We start from the raw sequence: 17,483 nt of genomic DNA, 5'->3' as shown, positions 1-17,483 counted from the left end.
CGCTCCCGTCCCCAGAATTCCCCGCTGGACCCCCAGCCACCCAGAAGGAGCCATCGTCCATGGCCAAGCAGCTGGCATTCAACGATGCCGCCCGCAAGTCCCTCGAGAACGGCGTCAACAAGCTCGCCGACACCGTCAAGGTCACCCTCGGCCCGCGCGGGCGCAACGTCGTGCTCGACAAGAAGTGGGGCGCACCGACCATCACCAACGACGGCGTGACCATCGCCCGCGAGGTGGAGCTCGACGACGCGTACGAGAACCTCGGCGCCCAGCTCGCCAAGGAGGTCGCGACCAAGACCAACGACGTCGCCGGTGACGGCACCACCACCGCGACCGTCCTCGCCCAGGCCCTGGTCAAGGAGGGCCTGCGCAACGTGGCCGCCGGCGCCGACCCCCTGAGCCTCAAGCGCGGCATCGAGGCGGCCGTCGCGGCCGTCTCCGAGCGCCTGCTCGAGAACGCCCGCCCCGTCGAGGGCGTCAACGTCGCCCACGTCGCGACGATCTCCGCCCAGGACCCGGCCATCGGCGAGCTCATCGCCCAGGCCTTCGACACGGTCGGCAAGGACGGCGTGATCACCATCGAGGACGGCTCCTCCACCGAGGTCGAGCTCGACGTCACCGAGGGCATGCAGTTCGACAAGGGCTACCTCTCCCCGTCCTTCGTCACCGACCTCGAGCGCCAGGAAGCGGTCATGGAGAACTCCCTGGTGCTGCTGTACCAGGGCAAGATCTCCTCCGTGCCGGAGATCATGCCGGTGCTGGAGAAGGTCCTCCAGGCCAAGAAGCCCCTGACGATCATCGCCGAGGACGTCGAGGGCGAGGCCCTGTCCACCCTCGTGGTCAACAAGCTGCGCGGCACCCTCGACGTCGTGGCCCTCAAGGCCCCCGGCTTCGGCGACCGCCGCAAGGCGATCCTGCAGGACCTCGCCGTGCTCACCGGCGGCCAGGTCATCACCACCGAGCTGGGGATCACCCTCGAGCAGGTCACCCTCGAGCAGCTGGGCACCGCCCGCCGCGTGACGGTCACCAAGAACACCACCACCGTGGTGGACGGCGGCGGCACCGAGGCCCAGATCCAGGAGCGGGTCGCCGCGATCCGCGCCGAGGTCGAGCGCACCGACTCCGAGTGGGACCGCGAGAAGCTCCAGGAGCGCCTCGCCCGCCTCGCCGGCGGCGTGTCGGTCATCAAGGTCGGCGCGGCCACCGAGGTCGAGGCGAAGGAGCGCAAGCACCGCATCGAGGACGCCGTGTCCTCGACCCGCGCCGCCCTCGAGCAGGGCATCGTCTCCGGCGGCGGCACGGCCCTCATCCAGGCCGCGAAGGTCCTGGACGAGAGCGACCTCGGGCTCACCGGGGACGCGGCCACCGCGATCCAGATCGTCCGCCGCGCCCTCCAGCAGCCGCTGTACTGGATCGCGGACAACGCGGGCCAGGACGGCGCCGTGGTGGCGTCCCGGGTGGCGGACCTCGAGCTGGGCCACGGCTACGACGCGGCCACCGGCGAGTACGTCGACATGGTCGGCGCGGGCATCATCGACCCGGTGAAGGTCACCCGCTCGGCCCTGCAGAACGCCGCGTCCATCGCGGCGCTCGTGCTGACCACCGAGACGCTCGTGGCGGACAAGCCCGCCGAGCCCGCGGAGCACGGCCACCAGCACGGCCACCAGCACTGACCTCCGCCCCCGCGGCGCCGACGGACCCGTTCCACCACCGGTGGGGCGGGTCCGTCGCCGTCGGTGGGGCGGGCCCGTCCCGCCTCCGGTAGAGTACGGGGGATCCTTCCCCCCATTCCCCGACGCGGGAGCCGGCAGCACGGCGTCCCCAGGAGCACCCCATGACCGTCCTGCGCGAGCCCGACTCCCGACCGCCCGTCCCCGGGGCGGTGGGGGAGGACGTCCCCCAGCAGCAGCGCCGCTACCGGCCCGAGATCCAGGGCCTGCGCGCGGTGGCCGTGTTCCTCGTGGTCGTCTACCACGTGTGGCTCGGACGCGTCTCGGGCGGGGTGGATGTGTTCCTGTTCATCTCCGCGTTCCTGCTCACCCTCTCCTTCACCCGCAGGCTGGAAACCGGCCGGCCCGTCGGCCTGCGGCGCTACTGGGCCCACCTGTTCAAACGTCTGCTCCCCGCCGCGGTCGTCACCGTCCTCGGGACGCTGCTGCTCGTGCGGTGGTTCTTCCCCGAGTCCCGCTGGCCCACGGTCATCGACCAGGCCTGGGCCACCCTGTTCTACGTCCAGAACTGGGCGCTCGCCCTCGGCTCCGTGGACTACTACGCCGCCGACCACTCTCAGGCCAGCCCCCTGCAGCACTTCTGGTCGTTGTCGGTGCAGGGGCAGGTGTTCCTGCTGTGGCCGCTGGTCTTCGCCGCGGCCGCGCTGATCACCCGCCGGACCCGTCTGCGGCTGGTGCCGGTGCTCGCGGTGGCCTTCGGGACGGTCTTCGTCGTCTCGCTGGCCTGGTCGGTGCACTCGACGGCCACCCAGCAGCAGTTCGCCTACTTCGACACCCGTACCCGGCTGTGGGAGTTCGCCCTGGCCTCCCTCGTGGCCCTGGCGGTGCCGTACGTGAGCCTGCCGCGGGCCCTGCGCGTGCTGCTCGGCTGGATCGGCCTGGTCGGCGTCGCCATCTGCGGCATCGTCCTCGACGTCCAGGGCGGCTTCCCCGGCTACGTGGCCCTATGGCCCCTCGTCTCGGCGGCCTTGGTGATCCTCGCCGGCGAAACCGGCAGCCGGTGGGGCGTCGACCGGTTCCTCGCGAGCGGCCCGCTCGTGCGCCTCGGGGACCTCTCATACGGCCTGTACCTCGTGCACTGGCCGCTGCTGATCACGTGGCTGGTGGTCTCCGACCGCGAGATCGCCGGGCCCCGCTCCGGGGCCGCGATCATCGTCGCGTCCCTCACGCTGGGCTGGGTCTTGACCCGGTTCGTGGACCGCCCCGCCCGCACCTGGTCCTGGGCGGAGCGCACGCCGGGGCACTCGCTGGCCGTGATCGGCGTGGCGGTGCTCCTGGTGGCGGCGCCGCTGAGCACGTGGCACGCCGGTCTCCAGCGGGAGGCCGCCCACGCGGCGGCGGAGATGGGCCGGAACAACCCCGGCGCCGCCTCCCTCCTCCCGGGCCACCAGGACCAGGCCGACCGGGAGGCCCCCACCCTGCCCCTGGCGTCCGAGCTGAAGAAGGAGTGGGTGGGCCTGCCGGAGCCCTGCGCCGGGAAGTTCACCCCGGAGCAGGAGGCCCTCGTGGAGTACTGCCGCCAGACCCCGGCCGTGCAGGACCCCGAGCGCACAATCGCGGTGGTCGGCAACTCCCACATGGAGCAGTTCATGGGCGCGCTGCTGCCCATGGCGGAGGAGCGCAACTGGCAGGTGGTCGCCGTGCTGCAGCCCGGGTGCCCCTTCGGCGTGCGCCCGGAGGGAGACGCGTGCAAGGAGGCCGACGACGCGGCCCTGGCCTACGTCGAGCAGATCGCCCCGGACGCCGTGCTCACCACGTCCACCTACGCTGCCCGGATGGACGGCTCCGCCGAGCGCGTGATCGAGGGCTTCCCCGAGCTCGTCGACCGCCTCACTGGCCAGGGGATCGACGTCGTCGGCTTCCGCGACAACCCCCGGCTCGACTTCAATCCCTACGAGTGCGCGGAACGCCACGGCCCCGACGACCCGCAATGCCAGGTGGCGGTCGGGCAGGTCCTGGCCCCCATCAACCCGGCGGACGTCCTCGCGGGCCGGCCGGGGTTCACCTCCCTGGACCTCACCGACCTCATCTGCCCGGACGGGACCTGCCGGCCCGTGGTGGGCAACGTGTACGTCTTCATGGACCCCCACCATCTGACCTGGACCTACACCCGCACCATGGGGCCGGCGGTCGAGGAGCGCCTGACTGCCGCCGGCTGGTGAGCCGCCGGCTCCCGCGTCCCGCGCGGACCGTGAGGTAGAGTCCTGGGGTCACGCCCGCGCCCCTCCCCCCCCCTGGTGCGGCATCCCCAGGAGGTGCCCATGACCACCGTGCTCGGACCTGCCACCGGATCCCAGGCCGCTGTACCCCCCACCACCGGTGAGGATCACGCCTCCCGGGTCGACCCGTACGCAGGATTCCGCCCCGAGGTCGAGGGCCTGCGGGCGGTGGCGGTGCTGCTGGTGGTCGTGTACCACGTGTTCCTCGGCCGGGTCTCGGGCGGGGTGGACGTCTTCCTGCTGATCTCGGCGTTCTTCCTGACCCTGTCCTTCACCCGCAAGCTCCAGTCGGGCCGGCCGCTGGGGCTGGGCCGGTACTGGTTGCACGTGTTCAAGCGGTTGCTGCCCTTGGCCGTGCTGATCATCCTGGGCACCTTGTTGCTGGTCGAGCTGTTCTACCCCGACTACGACATCGGGCAGTGGCGCTCGGAGGCCCTCTCCTCGGTGCTCTACGTCCAGAACTGGGCTCTGGCCTTCAACGCCGTGGACTACTACGCGGTCGACCACTCCACGGCCTCGCCGTTCCAGCACTTCTGGTCGTTGTCGGTGCAGGGGCAGGTGTTCCTGCTGTGGCCGCTGGTCTTCGCCGCGGCCGCGCTGATCACCCGCCGGACCCGTCTGCGGCTGGTGCCGGTGCTCGCGGTGGCCTTCGGGACGGTCTTCGTCGTCTCGCTGGCCTGGTCGGTGCACTCGACGGCCACCCAGCAGCAGTTCGCCTACTTCGACACCCGTACCCGGCTGTGGGAGTTCGCCCTGGGGTCCCTGCTGGCCCTGGCGGTGCCGTTCGTCCGGCTCTCCCGGCCCGTGCGGGTGGTGCTGGGCTGGCTGGGCCTGCTGAGCATGATCAGCGTCGGGGTGCTGGTCGACGTCCAGGGGGCCTTCCCCGGGTGGATCGCGCTGTGGCCGCTGGCCTCGGCCGCGGCAATCATCGTCGCCGGCCAGTCCGGCTCGCCGTTCGGCCTGGACCGGGTCCTGTCCTCGCGGCCGCTGACCGCCCTGGGGTCCTCCGCCTACGCGCTGTACCTGATCCACTGGCCGCTATTGATCACGTATCTGGTGCTCCGCGACCGGCCGACGGCAGGCCCCCGCTCCGGGGTGGTGCTGGTGGTCGTGTGCGTGGTGGCCGCGGTGGCGCTCACCCGCTGGGTCGAGAAGCCGCTGAAGGCCTGGGCGTGGCCGGAGCGGACCCGGGCCCGGCTCGCCCTGGTGGTCGTGGTGTGCGTCGGCCTGGTCGCCGTGCCCGTGGTCGCGGTCCAGCAGGCGGACGCACGCCGGGCCGCCGAGATCGAGGCGTCGGCGGACCGCAACAACCCGGGTGCCGCCGCACTGCTGCCCGGCTTCACATACCGCGGCGACCCCGGGGCCCCCACCGTGCCCGTCCTCGCGGACGGCACCGAGCACTGGACCTCTGCCGGGCCGCCGTGCCCCGACTCCCTCGGCATCGACCCGGCCCGCCGCCCCTACTGCTTCGAGAGCGCGGCCCAGGACGCGCCGGTCGCCACGGTCCTGCTCCTGGGCAGCAGCCACGTCCAGCATTGGGTGCCCGCCGTCCGGCGCATGGCGGAGGAGAGGGGCTGGCGGGTGATCGCCTACGTGGCCCCGGGGTGCTACTACTCGACCCACGAGGAGCAGCTGCACCACGAGCGCTGCGCCCCGTGGCTGGACGGGGTGGAGTCCGTGCTGGAGACCGTCCGGCCCGATCTCGTCATCGGCTCCGGGACTCTGACCAGCACCACCGGGGAGAGTCTCCCTGCGGGCATGGCGGACCGGATCCGCTCTCTGGACGCACGGGGGATTCCGTTCCTGGGGCTGCGGGACACGCCGCGGTTCGAAATGAGGCCCGCCCGGTGCGCGATGGAGCACGGCATGGAGGCCCCCGAGTGCACGGCGGAGCACCCGGTGCTGCGCACGGCGAACCCGATGGCCGGGCTCGCGGACGAGCTGCCGCGGGCGTCGACCGCCGACCTGGGGGATCTGATCTGCCCGGAGCGCACCTGCCGGCCGGCGATCGGCAACGTCTGGGTGTACTGGGACGACGACCACCTCAGCGCCGAGTACGCCGGCACCCTGGCCCCGGCGTTCGCCCAGCGGGTCGACGCCGCGCTGGCCACGGACGGGATCGAGCTGCCCACCCGCCCGTGAGACCTCCCACAGCCGGGCGCCCGCCGGGTCCCGCGACGCGGACGGGCCCGTAGAATGGTCGGGACTCCCCACCTGCTGAAAGGCCCCACCGTGTCGGATCCCGCCGTCCCCACCGCCCTGTCCGAGGACCCGTTCGGGTTCACCGGCCTGACCTACGACGACGTGCTGCTGCTGCCGGGCAACACCGACGTCATCCCGTCCGAGGCGTCGACGCGCACCCGGCTCTCCCGCCGCATCAGTCTCGAGGCGCCGCTGCTGTCCGCCGCCATGGACACCGTCACCGAGTCCCCGATGGCCATCGCCATGGCCCGCCAGGGCGGGCTCGGCGTGATCCACCGCAACCTGTCCATCCAGGACCAGGCCGCGCACGTCGACCGCGTCAAGCGCAGCGAGTCCGGGATGATCACCGACCCCGTGACCATCTCCCCGGACGCCACGCTCGAGGAGCTGGACCGGCTGTGCGGCTACTTCAAGGTCTCCGGCCTGCCCGTGGTCGACGCCGACCAGAAGCTGCTGGGCATCATCACCAACCGCGACACCCGCTACCTGCCCGAGAGCGACTTCCCGCGCTGCCGGGTGCACGAGATCATGACGCCGATGCCCCTGATCACCGGCAAGGTGGGGATGGCCAAGGAGGACGCCCACCGGCTGCTGGCCTCCAACAAGATCGAGAAGCTCCCGCTCGTCGACGACGACGGCCGGCTCACCGGGCTGATCACCATCAAGGACTTCACGAAGGCCGAGCAGTACCCGCGGGCCACCAAGGACGACGAGGGCCGGCTGCGCGTCGGCGCGGCGGTCGGCTTCTTCGGCGACGGCTTCGAGCGCGCCATGACGCTGGTGGAGGCGGGCGTGGACGCCCTGTTCATCGACACCGCCAACGGGCACTCCCAGGGCGTGCTGGAGATGATCGCGCGCCTCAAGGCCGAGCCGGCGGCCTCCCACGTCGACGTCGTCGGCGGCCAGGCGGCCACCCGCGCGGGCGCGCAGGCGATCGTCGACGCCGGCGCGGACGCCGTGAAGGTGGGCGTGGGCCCGGGCTCCATCTGCACCACCCGCATCATCGCCGGCGTGGGAGTGCCCCAGATCACCGCGGTCAACGAGGCGGCGAAGGCCGCGATCCCCGCCGACGTGCCCATCATCGCCGACGGCGGCCTGCAGCACTCCGGGGAGATCGGCAAGGCCCTCGTGGCCGGCGCGGACTCCGTGATGCTCGGCTCCCTGCTGGCCGGCTGCGACGAGTCCCCGGGGGAGCTCGTGTTCGTCAACGGCAAGCAGTTCAAGACCTACCGCGGCATGGGCTCCCTGGGGGCCATGCAGTCCCGCGGGAAGAACACGTCCTACTCCAAGGACCGCTACTTCCAAGCCGACGTCGCCAGCGACGAGAAGCTCATCCCCGAGGGCATCGAGGGCCAGGTCCCCTACCGCGGCCCGCTCTCGGCCATGGTCCACCAGCTCGACGGCGGCCTGCGCCAGACCATGTTCTACGTCGGCGCGCACGACATCGCCGAGCTCAAGACCAAGGGCCGGTTCGTGCGGATCACCTCGGCCGGGCTCAAGGAGTCCCACGCGCACGACATCACGATGACCGTCGAGGCGCCCAACTACAAGCGCTGAGCACGGTGCCGCGGGCCCGCGGCACCCGTTCGGAAAGGACCCCATGAGCTACGACATCGAGATCGGCCGGTCGAAGCGCGCCCGCCGCACCTACTCCCTCGACGAGATCGCCCTCGTCCCCTCGCGCCGCACCCGCGACCCCCAGGACGTCTCCACCGACTGGCAGATCGACGCCTTCCGGTTCTCCATCCCGTTCCTGGGCGCCCCCATGGACTCGGTCACGTCCCCCGCGACGGCGATCGCCCTGGGCCGGGCCGGGGGACTGGGCGTGCTCGACCTCGAGGGGCTGTGGACCCGCTACGAGGACCCGCAGCCGGTGCTCGACGAGATCGCCGGCCTGTCGGTCGACGACGCCCCCGCCACGACCCGCCGGATGCAGGAGCTCTACGAGGCGCCCGTGCGCCCGGAGCTGATCACCGCCCGGCTCGCGCAGATCCGGGACGCGGGCGTGATCGTGGCCGGGTCCCTGACCCCGCAGCGCACGGCCGAGCACTACCGGGCCGTCCTGGACGCCGGTGTGGACGTGTTCGTGATCCGCGGGACCACGGTCTCCGCCGAGCACGTCTCCCGCACCCAGGAGCCGCTGGACCTCAAGAAGTTCATCTACGACCTCGACGTGCCCGTCATCGTGGGCGGCGCCGCCGGGTACACGCCCGCGCTGCACCTCATGCGCACCGGCGCGGCCGGCGTGCTCGTGGGCTTCGGCGGCGGCGCGTCCCTGCGCACGCAGACGACCCTGGGCATCCACGCCGCGATGGCGAGCGCGATCTCCGACGTCGCGGCCGCCCGCCGCGACTACCTCGACGAGTCGGGCGGGCGCTACGTGCACGTCATCGCCGACGGCGGGGTCGGCGTGTCCGGGGACATCGTCAAGGCCCTCGCCATGGGCGCCGACGCCGTGATGCTCGGCACCGCCCTCGCCCGGGCCGAGGAGTCCCCCGGCCAGGGCTGGCACTGGGGCGCCGAGGCCCACCACGGGGACCTCCCGCGCGGGCTGCGCACCCGCGTGGGCACCGTGGGCCCCCTGCAGGAGGTCCTCCACGGTCCCTCCCGGCACGTGGACGGGACGTCCAACCTCGTGGGCGCCCTGCGCCGCTCCATGGCCACCACCGGCTACCTGGAGCTCAAGGAGTTCCAGCGCGCCGAGGTCGTCATCCGAGGCTGAGCCGGCCCGGGCCGCGGGCCGCGCCGCGCCGGCGCGCCCCGGCGCGGCCCGGGATTGGCGAACGCCCAGGAAGGCGCACTAGCCTTGACGGGTGCTCAAGACCGCCCTGCGCCCCCGCTCGCTCCTCGTCCTGGTGCTGTGCCTGGGGGCGGCCGTGGCGTTCGTGCTGCTGAGCCAGTGGCAGCTGCGCTCCGGCGAGGAGTCCCGCACGGTGGCCGACCCCGCCAAGGACGTCGCCCGCCCGCTCGCCGAGGCGGCCGGGGCGGGCGCCGCCGTGAGCGCCGCGCAGGCCGACCAGCTCGTCACCGCGACCGGTGCGTACCGGGACGGCTCCACGGTCCTGGTGCCCGGGCGGCTGCAGGACGGCGCCGAAGGCTGGTGGGTCGTCTCCGCGCTGACCCTGCCCGGCACGGCCGGGCAGTGGCCGGCCGCCGGCGGCGACCTCACGGTGGCCGTGGCGCGCGGCTGGACCGCCGACCCCGCCGCGGTGCCGGACGAGCCGGTGGGCGCCGTCGACGTCGTCGGCCGCTACCTGCCCCCCGAGGGACCGCTGCCCGCGCCCGGGCTGCCCCGCGGGCAGGTGGGGTCGGTCTCCCCGGCGCAGCTGACGAACCTGTGGGACGTCCCCGTCTACCCCGGGTTCGTGGCCGCGTTCGCGGAGAACCCCGCCGCCGGGGCCTTCCAGCTCGACGACGGCGGCGCCCTCGCCGCGCAGCCCGAGCTGCTGAGCCCGGAGCTGTCGCGGCTCGAGATCGACCAGCAGCCCACGGACGAGTCCCTCGACCTGCTCAACCTCTTCTACGCCGTCGAGTGGGTCGTCTTCGCCGGGTTCGCCCTCTACATCTGGTGGCGGTTCGTGCGCGACGAGCACCTGCGCGGCCAGGATCCCGGCGAGTACTTCTACTTCGACGGCGACTACTTCTACGACGACGCCAGCGGGCGCTACTACTACTACGACCCCGAGGCGGGGGAGCACTACTGGTTCGACGACCAGCCCCGCGGCGCCACCCAGGACAGGACCCAGGACAGGACCCAGGACAGGACCGGAGCCCACTATGACTGACCCCACGCACCCGAGCCCCTCGCCCGCCCCGAAGGAGCGCACCGACGGGGTGCGGGTTTCCCTCCCCGAGGACGCCGCGCCGGAGCGCGCCGGGGCCCCCGGCCGCGTGCCCGGCCGCGCCGCCGCCCTCCAGCCGCGCCGCCGCTTCGGCGGCACCGAGGCGCAGATTCGCGGCGCCCTGAAGTTCTACATGGTCTGCGCCTGGATCTCCGGGACGTTCCTGCTGCTGCTCGTCGCGGAGATGATCACCCGCTACGGCTTCGGCCACGACCTCGTCGCCGGCGGCACGGACCAGCTCACGGGCCGGACCGTGCCCCTGGGCTGGCAGAACCTGGAGCTGGAGAACCTCGCGGGCGGGGTGAACATCTCCACCTGGATCCTCATCGTCCACGGCTGGTTCTACGTGGTCTACCTCGTCTCCTGCTTCCGGATCTGGACGCTCATGCGCTGGCCCTTCCCCCAGCTGGTCGTCATGGCCCTCGGCGGCGTGGTGCCGTTCCTGTCCTTCGTCGTGGAGCGCAAGATCCACGCCTCCACCGCCGCGGAGCTGCGGGCGAACCCCCGGGCCGCCAAGCGGTACTGAGCCCGTCCCGCCCCTGGCCTAGACTGGAGGGCGTGACCGAAACACCTGAGACCCGTACCGAGCTGGAGCAACGCCCGGTCCTGGTGGTCGACTACGGCGCGCAGTACGCGCAGCTGATCGCCCGCCGGGTCCGCGAGGCCAGCGTCTACTCCGAGATCGTCCCGCACACCTGGTCCACCGAGCAGATCCTCGCGAAGAACCCCGCCGCGATCATCCTCTCCGGCGGGCCCGCGTCGGTCTACGCCGAGGACGCCCCCCGGCAGGACCCCGCCCTCTTCGAAGCGGGCGTGCCCGTCTTCGGCATCTGCTACGGATTCCAGGCCATGGCCCAGGCGCTCGGCGGGACCGTGGCGCACACGGGCGCCCGCGAGTACGGCGCCACGACCGCGACCACGGTCGGCGCCTCCGAGGCCGCCTCGATCCTCGAGGGCTCGCCCGCCTCCCAGACCGTGTGGATGAGCCACGGCGACTCCGTGGTCGAGGCGCCCGCGGGCTTCGAGGTCCTCGCCTCCACCGAGACCACCCCGGTCGCGGCGTTCGCCGACGAGGACCGCCGGCTCTACGGGGTGCAGTGGCACCCCGAGGTCAAGCACTCCGTGCACGGGCAGAAGGTCCTGGAGCACTTCCTCTTCGACGGCGCCCGCGTCGAGCCCACGTGGTCGACCGGCAACATCATCGAGGAGCACGTCCAGCGGATCCGCGAGCAGGTCGGCTCGGCCTCCGTGATCTGCGGGCTCTCCGGGGGCGTGGACTCCGCCGTGGCCGCCGCCCTCGTCCAGCGCGCCGTGGGCGACCAGCTCACCTGCGTGTTCGTGGACCACGGGCTGCTGCGCGAGGGCGAGGCGGAGCAGGTCGAGAAGGACTTCGTGGCCGCGACCGGCGTGAACCTCTACGTGGCCGAGGAGAAGGAGCGCTTCCTCACCGCGCTCGCCGGCGTCACCGACCCCGAGCAGAAGCGCAAGATCATCGGCCGGGAGTTCATCCGCTCCTTCGAGGCCGCCGCCGAGGAGGTCGCGAAGGCCGCCGCCCGGGAGGGCGAGCCCGTGCGCTTCCTCGTGCAGGGCACCCTCTACCCGGACGTCGTCGAGTCCGGGGGCGGGGAGGGCGCCGCCAACATCAAGAGCCACCACAACGTCGGCGGCCTGCCCGAGGACCTGCAGTTCGAGCTCGTGGAGCCCCTGCGCACCCTGTTCAAGGACGAGGTGCGGGCCGTGGGCCGGGAGCTCGGGCTGCCGCACGAGATCGTCGGCCGCCAGCCGTTCCCCGGCCCCGGGCTGGGCATCCGCATCATCGGGGAGGTCACCGAGCACAACCTCGCCATCCTCCGCCGCGCCGACGCGATCGCCCGGGAGGAGCTCACCCGCGCCGGGCTCGACGACGAGGTGTGGCAGATGCCGGTCGTGCTGCTCGCCGACGTCCGCTCGGTGGGCGTGCAGGGCGACGGCCGCACCTACGGCCACCCGATCGTGCTGCGCCCCGTCTCGAGCGAGGACGCGATGACCGCCGACTGGTCCCGCCTGCCGTACGACCTGCTGGCCCGCATCTCCAACCGGATCACCAACGAGGTCGAAGAGGTCAACCGGGTGGTCCTGGACGTCACGTCCAAGCCCCCGGGCACCATCGAGTGGGAGTAGGCCCCGCGCCTGCCCCGCACGGGCGAGGAACCACCAGCTGAGGTCGAGCGGTCCGCGCAGGGCCGCTCGACCGATGCATGACCGGCCCCGGCCGCTGGGCCGGGCGCAGGAGGAGAACCATGTCGATCGGATCCGACCGCACCCCCCGGGAGTCGGGCACCCACCCGGAGCGGACCCACCGGGTCTCGCTGCAGCCCTGGACCCGCCAGATGGACGCCTACACCGGGCCGGACACGCTGCTGGACTTCAACCAGGTCGACAACGTCAGCATCGACCTCACCGAGGCGAACTCCTCGGGCCAGGCCCAGCTGCTGATGGGCCGGCCCACCCGCCTGTCCACGATCGTCCACGACCCGCAGGCCTACGGGGTCGCCGCCCGGGCCGCCCGCTCCCTGCGCACCAAGATCCACGAGCTGTCGGTCAACCACGGCCTCGACGCCGCCTACCTCGCCGCCGGCACGGCGTCCTGGCTGGCCCGGCCCCGGGGCTCCGACCCGACGGGCTCGGGGCAGCGGCGCTGGATCGCGCCCGTGCTGCTGGCGCCCATCACCCTCAAGCCGCGCGCCGACCTCGACGACTTCGAGCTCCAGCTCGTCGGCCCCGCCCGGCTCAACCCCGCCATGGTGCGGCGGCTGGCCGCGGACCACGGCGTGGACCTGGCCTCCGGGGAGCTCGCCCGCCTCGCCTACGGGACCCGCCGCCTCGACCCCGCCCCCGCCCTGGAGACGCTGCGCACCGTGGCCGGGGCGGTGCCCGGGATGCACGTCGAGCACAAGCTGCTCGTGTCCACGTTCGCCGACCTCCACGACCGCCCGGCCGACCTGTCGGTCGACGCGCGCACGGCCGTGGTCCGGGACCTCGCCCGGCTCAAGGACTCCGCCGTGGGACGGGTCCCGCAGGTCGAGGAGATCACCGCCACCGCGCCCCCGCTCGACGAGCGCGACCCCGCGGAGGAGCTGCTGCTCGTCGACGCCGACGGCCCGCAGCAGGAGGTGCTGGACCTCGCCGCGCAGGGGCACTCGTTCGTGGTGACCGCCGCACCCGGCACCGGGCAGATCGACACCGCGGTCAACACGGTCGGGACCCTCGTGGCCCGCGGCCGGACCGTGCTGGTCCTGGGCGAGCGGCGCACCACGCTGGCCGCGTTCCGCCGCCGGATGGACGGGCTCGGCCTCGGCACCGCCGTGCTGCCGCTGTCCTCCCAGCTCTCCGACGCCGACGTCGCCCAGCAGCTCATCCGCGCCGTCTCCCGCAACGAGCGCGCAGAGCGCCCCGAGCTCGACGAGCTGCACGCGACGCTGCGCAGCTGCCGGGACCGGCTCGCCGCGCACGTCCGCTCGCTGCACACCGTCCGGCCCCGGTGGTCGGCCTCCCCCTACCAGGCCGTGCAGGCCCTGGCCGAGCTCACCGCCCGACGCCCCGCCCCCGCCACGCCCGTGCGCTTCCCGCGCTCCGTGCTCGACGGCGTGCGCGACCGGGCCGGGATCGTCGCCCAGCTGGAGCGCGCCGCCGAGCTCGGGGCCTTCGACGCCGGCACGCTCGCGGGCCCGTGGAGCGGGGCCCGCCTGGTCAACGACGACGAGGCCGGCCAGGCCCACCGGCTCGCCCAGTCCCTGCTCCTCGAGCTCACCACCCTCGAGACCGGCATGCGCCACGTCCTGGCGACCAGCGGGCTGCGCTCCGGTGCCACCGTGCCCGAGTGGGGCCGGCAGCTGCGCCTGCTCCAGGAGGTCCAGGACTCCCTCACCCGCTTCACCCCGGACATCTACGACCGGCCGGTGACCGACCTGGTCGCCGCGACCGCGGGCGCGGCCTGGCGCCGCGAGCACGGCATCGACATGACGGGGCTGCAGCGCTCGCGGCTGCGCAAGGCCGCCAAGGAGTACATCCGGCACGGGGTCCACCTCTCCGACCTGCACAGCGCGCTGCTGCGGGTGCAGTCGGAGCGGGAGCGCTGGCAGGAGTGGGCGAGCACGCGGCAGCACCCGGCGGTCTCCGACCGGGTCGACGAGGTCGCGGCGGTGCACGCCCGCTTCGTCGAGGACCTCGAGGGCCTGGCCATCGCGCTCGAGGGCTCGCCGACGGGCGTGGGCCTGCTCGAGCTGCCCGTGGCGCGCCTGCGGGACGTCCTGGACCGGCTCATCAACGACGAGACCAACCTCGCGACCCTGCCGGAGCGCACCCTCCTGCTGGACGAGCTGCGCGGGCGCGGGATGGGCGAGCTCGTGGACGACCTGGTCCGGCGCACGGTGCCGCGCGAGCAGGTGCCGGCGGAGTTCGACCTCGCCTGGTGGCAGTCCACGCTCGAGGCCATGGCCACCGGCGACGACTTCCCGGCCGTGGCCGACGGCCCCGCGCTGCGCCGGATCGAGTCCACGTTCCGCCGCGCCGACGCCGCCCACGTCGCGTCCGGGGCGGGGCGGCTGCTGTGGGAGCTGGCGGAGCGCTGGCAGCGCTCCGTCCGCCGCTCCCCGCGCGCGGCGGTCGCGCTGCGCACGATGCTGCGGGCGGGGGAGGCCCCCCTCGAGGAGGTCGGCGCCGCCGCCGGGCACCTCGTCCGCTCCCTCGTGCCGGTGTGGACGGCCAGCCCGCTGGTGCTCTCCGCGGCGCTGCCCGAGGACCACGTCTTCGACGCCGTGGTGGTGCTCGACGCCGAGAGCTCCCCGCTCGCGGCCGTGCTGCCCGCGCTGACCCGGTGCGACCAGGTGATCGCGTTCGGCGACCCCCACCTGGGCCGCCCGCAGCCGTTCACCGTGGCGCCCATGGCCGCGACCTCGGCCGGCGCGCAGCCGGTGGTCGAGGTGGACAGCGCCTTCGACGCCCTCTCCCGCGTCGTGCCCGGGCGCAGCCTGCGGACGATGTACCGCTCGATGGACGAGCAGGTCTTCGGCTACCTCAACGAGCAGTTCTACGGGGGCCGGCTCACCCGGCTGCCGCACGGGGACTCCGTGACCGGGACGACCCCCGTGCTCGAGGTGGAGTACGTCCCGGACGGGATCGGTGCGCTGACGGCCGGGATCGAGGGGATCCAGGCACCCGCCGCCGAGGTGCGCCGGGTGGTGGAGCTCGTGTTCGACCACGCCGCCCGGCACCCGAAGCGGTCCCTCGCCGTGGTCACCGCCAGCGCGGTGCACGCGGCCCGGATCGCGGAGGCCGTGCGGCAGCGGATGCGGCAGGAGCCCGCGACCGCGGCCTTCTTCGCCCCCGGACCGGAGTCCTTCCGGGTGGTCGACCTGCACCGGGCGGCGGGGATCGTGCGGGACACCGTCGTCTTCGCCCTCGGCTTCGGCAAGACCGCCAACGGCCGCACCGTGCCCTACCTCGGCGCGCTGTCCGAGAAGCACGGGCGCCAGCACTTCGTGCTCGGCATGACCCGCGCCCGGCACACGACCCGGATCGTGACGTCCCTGCACCCGGACGAGGTGGAGGGCAAGGGCCTCCAGCACGGCGCGCGGGACTTCGTGCGCGTGCTGGCCATGCACCTGGGGGAGTGCGCCGGGCACGCAGTCAGCGCCCGGGACACCCACGAGGACGCCCTCGTGGTCGACCTCGCCCGCCGCCTCGTCGCGCGCGGCGCCTCGGTGCTGCTCGAGTACGCGGGCGTGCTCGACCTGGTCGCCTGGGCGAGCACCGAGTCGATGTCCGCGGGGGCGCTGCTCGGCGGGCGGGACCGCGAGGAGGGACGCCCGCTGCGGATCCCGGTGGCCGTCCAGTCCGACGGCTCGGGCACCGGCCTGTCGGTGCGCGAGCGCTCCCGGCTGCGGCCCCAGCAGCTCGAGCGCACGGGGTGGAACTACCTGACCCTGTGGACCATCGAGGTCTTCACCGACCCCGACACCGTCGCCGAGCTGATCCGCCGCTACCTCGGGCTGCCCGGCGAGGGGAGGGCCTCCCGTGGCCGCTGAGCACGGGCCCCGCCCCGAGCCCCTTCCCGGGGAGCGCCGCGGCACCGGGGCCTCCGCCGGACGGCCCGCCGCGCGGCGGGCCCCCCGCCGGGCCACGGGGGGCACGGTCTCCGGGGCGGAGCCACGCCTTCCCGGGCTGCCCGGGCCCGAGACCGAGACGGGCGAGGAGGCGCGCGAGCGTGCCGGTGAGCACGCCCGGGAGGAGTGGCTCAGGGCCCAGCGCCCTCCGCACTGGGGCTGAGCGGCGCCGGGACGAGGACCACCGTGGTGCGCCCGCCGCCGCCCGCGCCCGCGAGCTGCGCGGCGTCCTCGTGCGGGGCGCCCACGACGAGCAGGCCCCGGTCGTCCGCCCCGGACGTCCCGGAGAGCAGCCCCGCGTCCTCGTCCGGCCCGCCGGCGGAGACCCACAGGACCGGCAGGCCCCGGCCCAGGACCTGCCGCTCGGCCACGGCGGCGTCCGGCAGGTGCACGACGTCCACGTGGTCGCCCGCCCGCACGTGGCGCAGGGCGCCGGGGTCGTCGATGCGCAGGGTCACGGCCGTCACCCCGGGCGGCCGGCCCGTCAGCAGGCCGGGGCCCACGAGGGCCGTCTCGGTCAGCGGCTGGCCCGGCGCGGCGGCGCCCGCCAGCGTGCGCCCCACGAGCTCCTCCGGGTCGGTCAGCGCTCCCTCCGGGACCAGCCCGTGCGGGTACGCCGCGACCGCCAGCTGCTCGGCCGACACCACTGTGCCCGCCGCGAGCGCCCCGGCGGCCGTGACCACGGGCACGGTGCGGGCCCTCGGCGGGGCCAGGGAGACCACCACGAGCGCCAGGGCGAGCCCGAGCAGCCCGGCCGCGGCCAGGCGGCGGCGCCGCGACAGGGCGGAGCGCAGGTGCAGGGCCAGGGGATAGCGGCGCCGGGCGGGGCGCGGACGTCGGCTCATGCGCCGACGGTAGGCGCCGGGGCCCGGGGACCGGCGCGGACCGGTCCCGGGCTGGGGACGGTCCGGGCGCTCACCGCTCCCCGGGAGGCGGGTGGAGCCCGGACGCCGGGACCGGTGCGGGCCCCGGCGCCGGCTCAGGCCGTGGAGCCGCCCGTCCCGGCCCCCGCGGAGGACCCGGCGGAGGCGGCCGCGGGGGTGGGGCCGGAGCTGGGGGAGGAGCCCGAGGAGGCGGGCGCGGGGGACGCGGTGTCGGCGGAGGAGGCCCCGGCGCGGGAGTCGGTCCGGTAGAAGCCGGAGCCCTTGAACACCACGCCCACGGTGTTGAACTTCTTGCGCAGGTCGCCGCCGCACTCGGGGCAGACGGTGAGGGCGTCCTCGCTGAACGACTGGCGGATGTCGAAGGCGTGGCCGCAGTCCTTGCAGCCGTAGGCGTAGACGGGCATGGGTCCTCCTGGGAACGGTCGTCGGGTGCGCCGGCTGGCACTCGAAGGGGTCGAGTGCT

Annotated in this window: 12 protein-coding genes; 10 read left to right on the top strand and 2 right to left on the bottom strand. The window is 74.0% G+C overall.

Annotation, left to right across the window (positions count from 1 at the left end; all coding sequences use genetic code 11):
- Positions 1-59 precede the first annotated feature (59 nt).
- The 10 genes from groL to ACYSMR_RS04925 all read left to right on the top strand — a co-directional run bounded on the left by groL (position 60) and on the right by ACYSMR_RS04925 (position 16,299).
- Complete coding sequence (gene groL, locus ACYSMR_RS04970; protein WP_461747558.1) at positions 60-1,673, top strand: chaperonin GroEL; 1,614 nt, start codon at positions 60-62, stop codon at positions 1,671-1,673.
- Between the two features lie 161 nt (positions 1,674-1,834).
- Positions 1,835-3,892: an acyltransferase family protein gene (locus tag ACYSMR_RS04965; RefSeq protein WP_461747557.1), complete on the top strand. Its 2,058-nt coding sequence runs from the start codon at positions 1,835-1,837 to the stop codon at positions 3,890-3,892.
- 99 nt (positions 3,893-3,991) lie between these two features.
- Positions 3,992-6,091, top strand: a complete 2,100-nt coding sequence (locus ACYSMR_RS04960) for an acyltransferase family protein (RefSeq protein ID WP_461747556.1) — start codon at positions 3,992-3,994, stop codon at positions 6,089-6,091.
- Between the two features lie 90 nt (positions 6,092-6,181).
- The gene (guaB, locus tag ACYSMR_RS04955) at positions 6,182-7,708 is read left to right on the top strand and encodes an IMP dehydrogenase (RefSeq protein ID WP_461747555.1); all 1,527 of its coding nucleotides are present in this window, start codon (positions 6,182-6,184) and stop codon (positions 7,706-7,708) included.
- Positions 7,709-7,751: 43 nt separating this feature from the next.
- Positions 7,752-8,873, top strand: coding sequence for a GuaB3 family IMP dehydrogenase-related protein (locus ACYSMR_RS04950; RefSeq protein ID WP_251334469.1), 1,122 nt, complete (start codon positions 7,752-7,754; stop codon positions 8,871-8,873).
- A gap of 91 nt (positions 8,874-8,964) precedes the next feature.
- Positions 8,965-9,936: an SURF1 family cytochrome oxidase biogenesis protein gene (locus ACYSMR_RS04945; RefSeq protein ID WP_461747554.1), complete on the top strand. Its 972-nt coding sequence runs from the start codon at positions 8,965-8,967 to the stop codon at positions 9,934-9,936.
- Entirely contained in the window at positions 9,929-10,519 is a 591-nt protein-coding gene (locus tag ACYSMR_RS04940; protein ID WP_461747553.1) for a DUF3817 domain-containing protein, read from the top strand. Before ACYSMR_RS04945 ends, ACYSMR_RS04940 begins: the two co-directional genes overlap by 8 nt.
- Before the next feature lie 32 nt (positions 10,520-10,551).
- Entirely contained in the window at positions 10,552-12,153 is a 1,602-nt protein-coding gene (guaA, locus tag ACYSMR_RS04935) for a glutamine-hydrolyzing GMP synthase (protein WP_251334472.1), read from the top strand.
- A 119-nt stretch (positions 12,154-12,272) separates the two neighbouring features.
- The gene (locus ACYSMR_RS04930; protein WP_461747552.1) at positions 12,273-16,058 is read left to right on the top strand and encodes a hypothetical protein; all 3,786 of its coding nucleotides are present in this window, start codon (positions 12,273-12,275) and stop codon (positions 16,056-16,058) included.
- Positions 16,048-16,299 (top strand): hypothetical protein, encoded by a 252-nt coding sequence (locus tag ACYSMR_RS04925; RefSeq protein WP_461747551.1) that lies wholly within the window; start codon positions 16,048-16,050, stop codon positions 16,297-16,299. Before ACYSMR_RS04930 ends, ACYSMR_RS04925 begins: the two co-directional genes overlap by 11 nt.
- On the opposite strand, the gene ACYSMR_RS04920 is transcribed toward ACYSMR_RS04925, so the two are convergent.
- Positions 16,268-16,981 (bottom strand): SAF domain-containing protein, encoded by a 714-nt coding sequence (locus ACYSMR_RS04920; protein WP_309126549.1) that lies wholly within the window; start codon positions 16,979-16,981, stop codon positions 16,268-16,270. The two genes, ACYSMR_RS04925 and ACYSMR_RS04920, sit on opposite strands and share 32 nt — an antisense overlap.
- Positions 16,982-17,115: 134 nt before the next feature.
- Positions 17,116-17,424: an FmdB family zinc ribbon protein gene (locus ACYSMR_RS04915; RefSeq protein ID WP_461747550.1), complete on the bottom strand. Its 309-nt coding sequence runs from the start codon at positions 17,422-17,424 to the stop codon at positions 17,116-17,118.
- Between the last annotated feature and the right edge of the window lie 59 nt (positions 17,425-17,483).

This window comes from Kocuria sp. U4B (assembly GCF_054875615.1).
The sequence above is the reverse complement of the archived record's forward strand: the minus strand, read 5'-3'. Positions and strand labels throughout refer to the sequence as shown.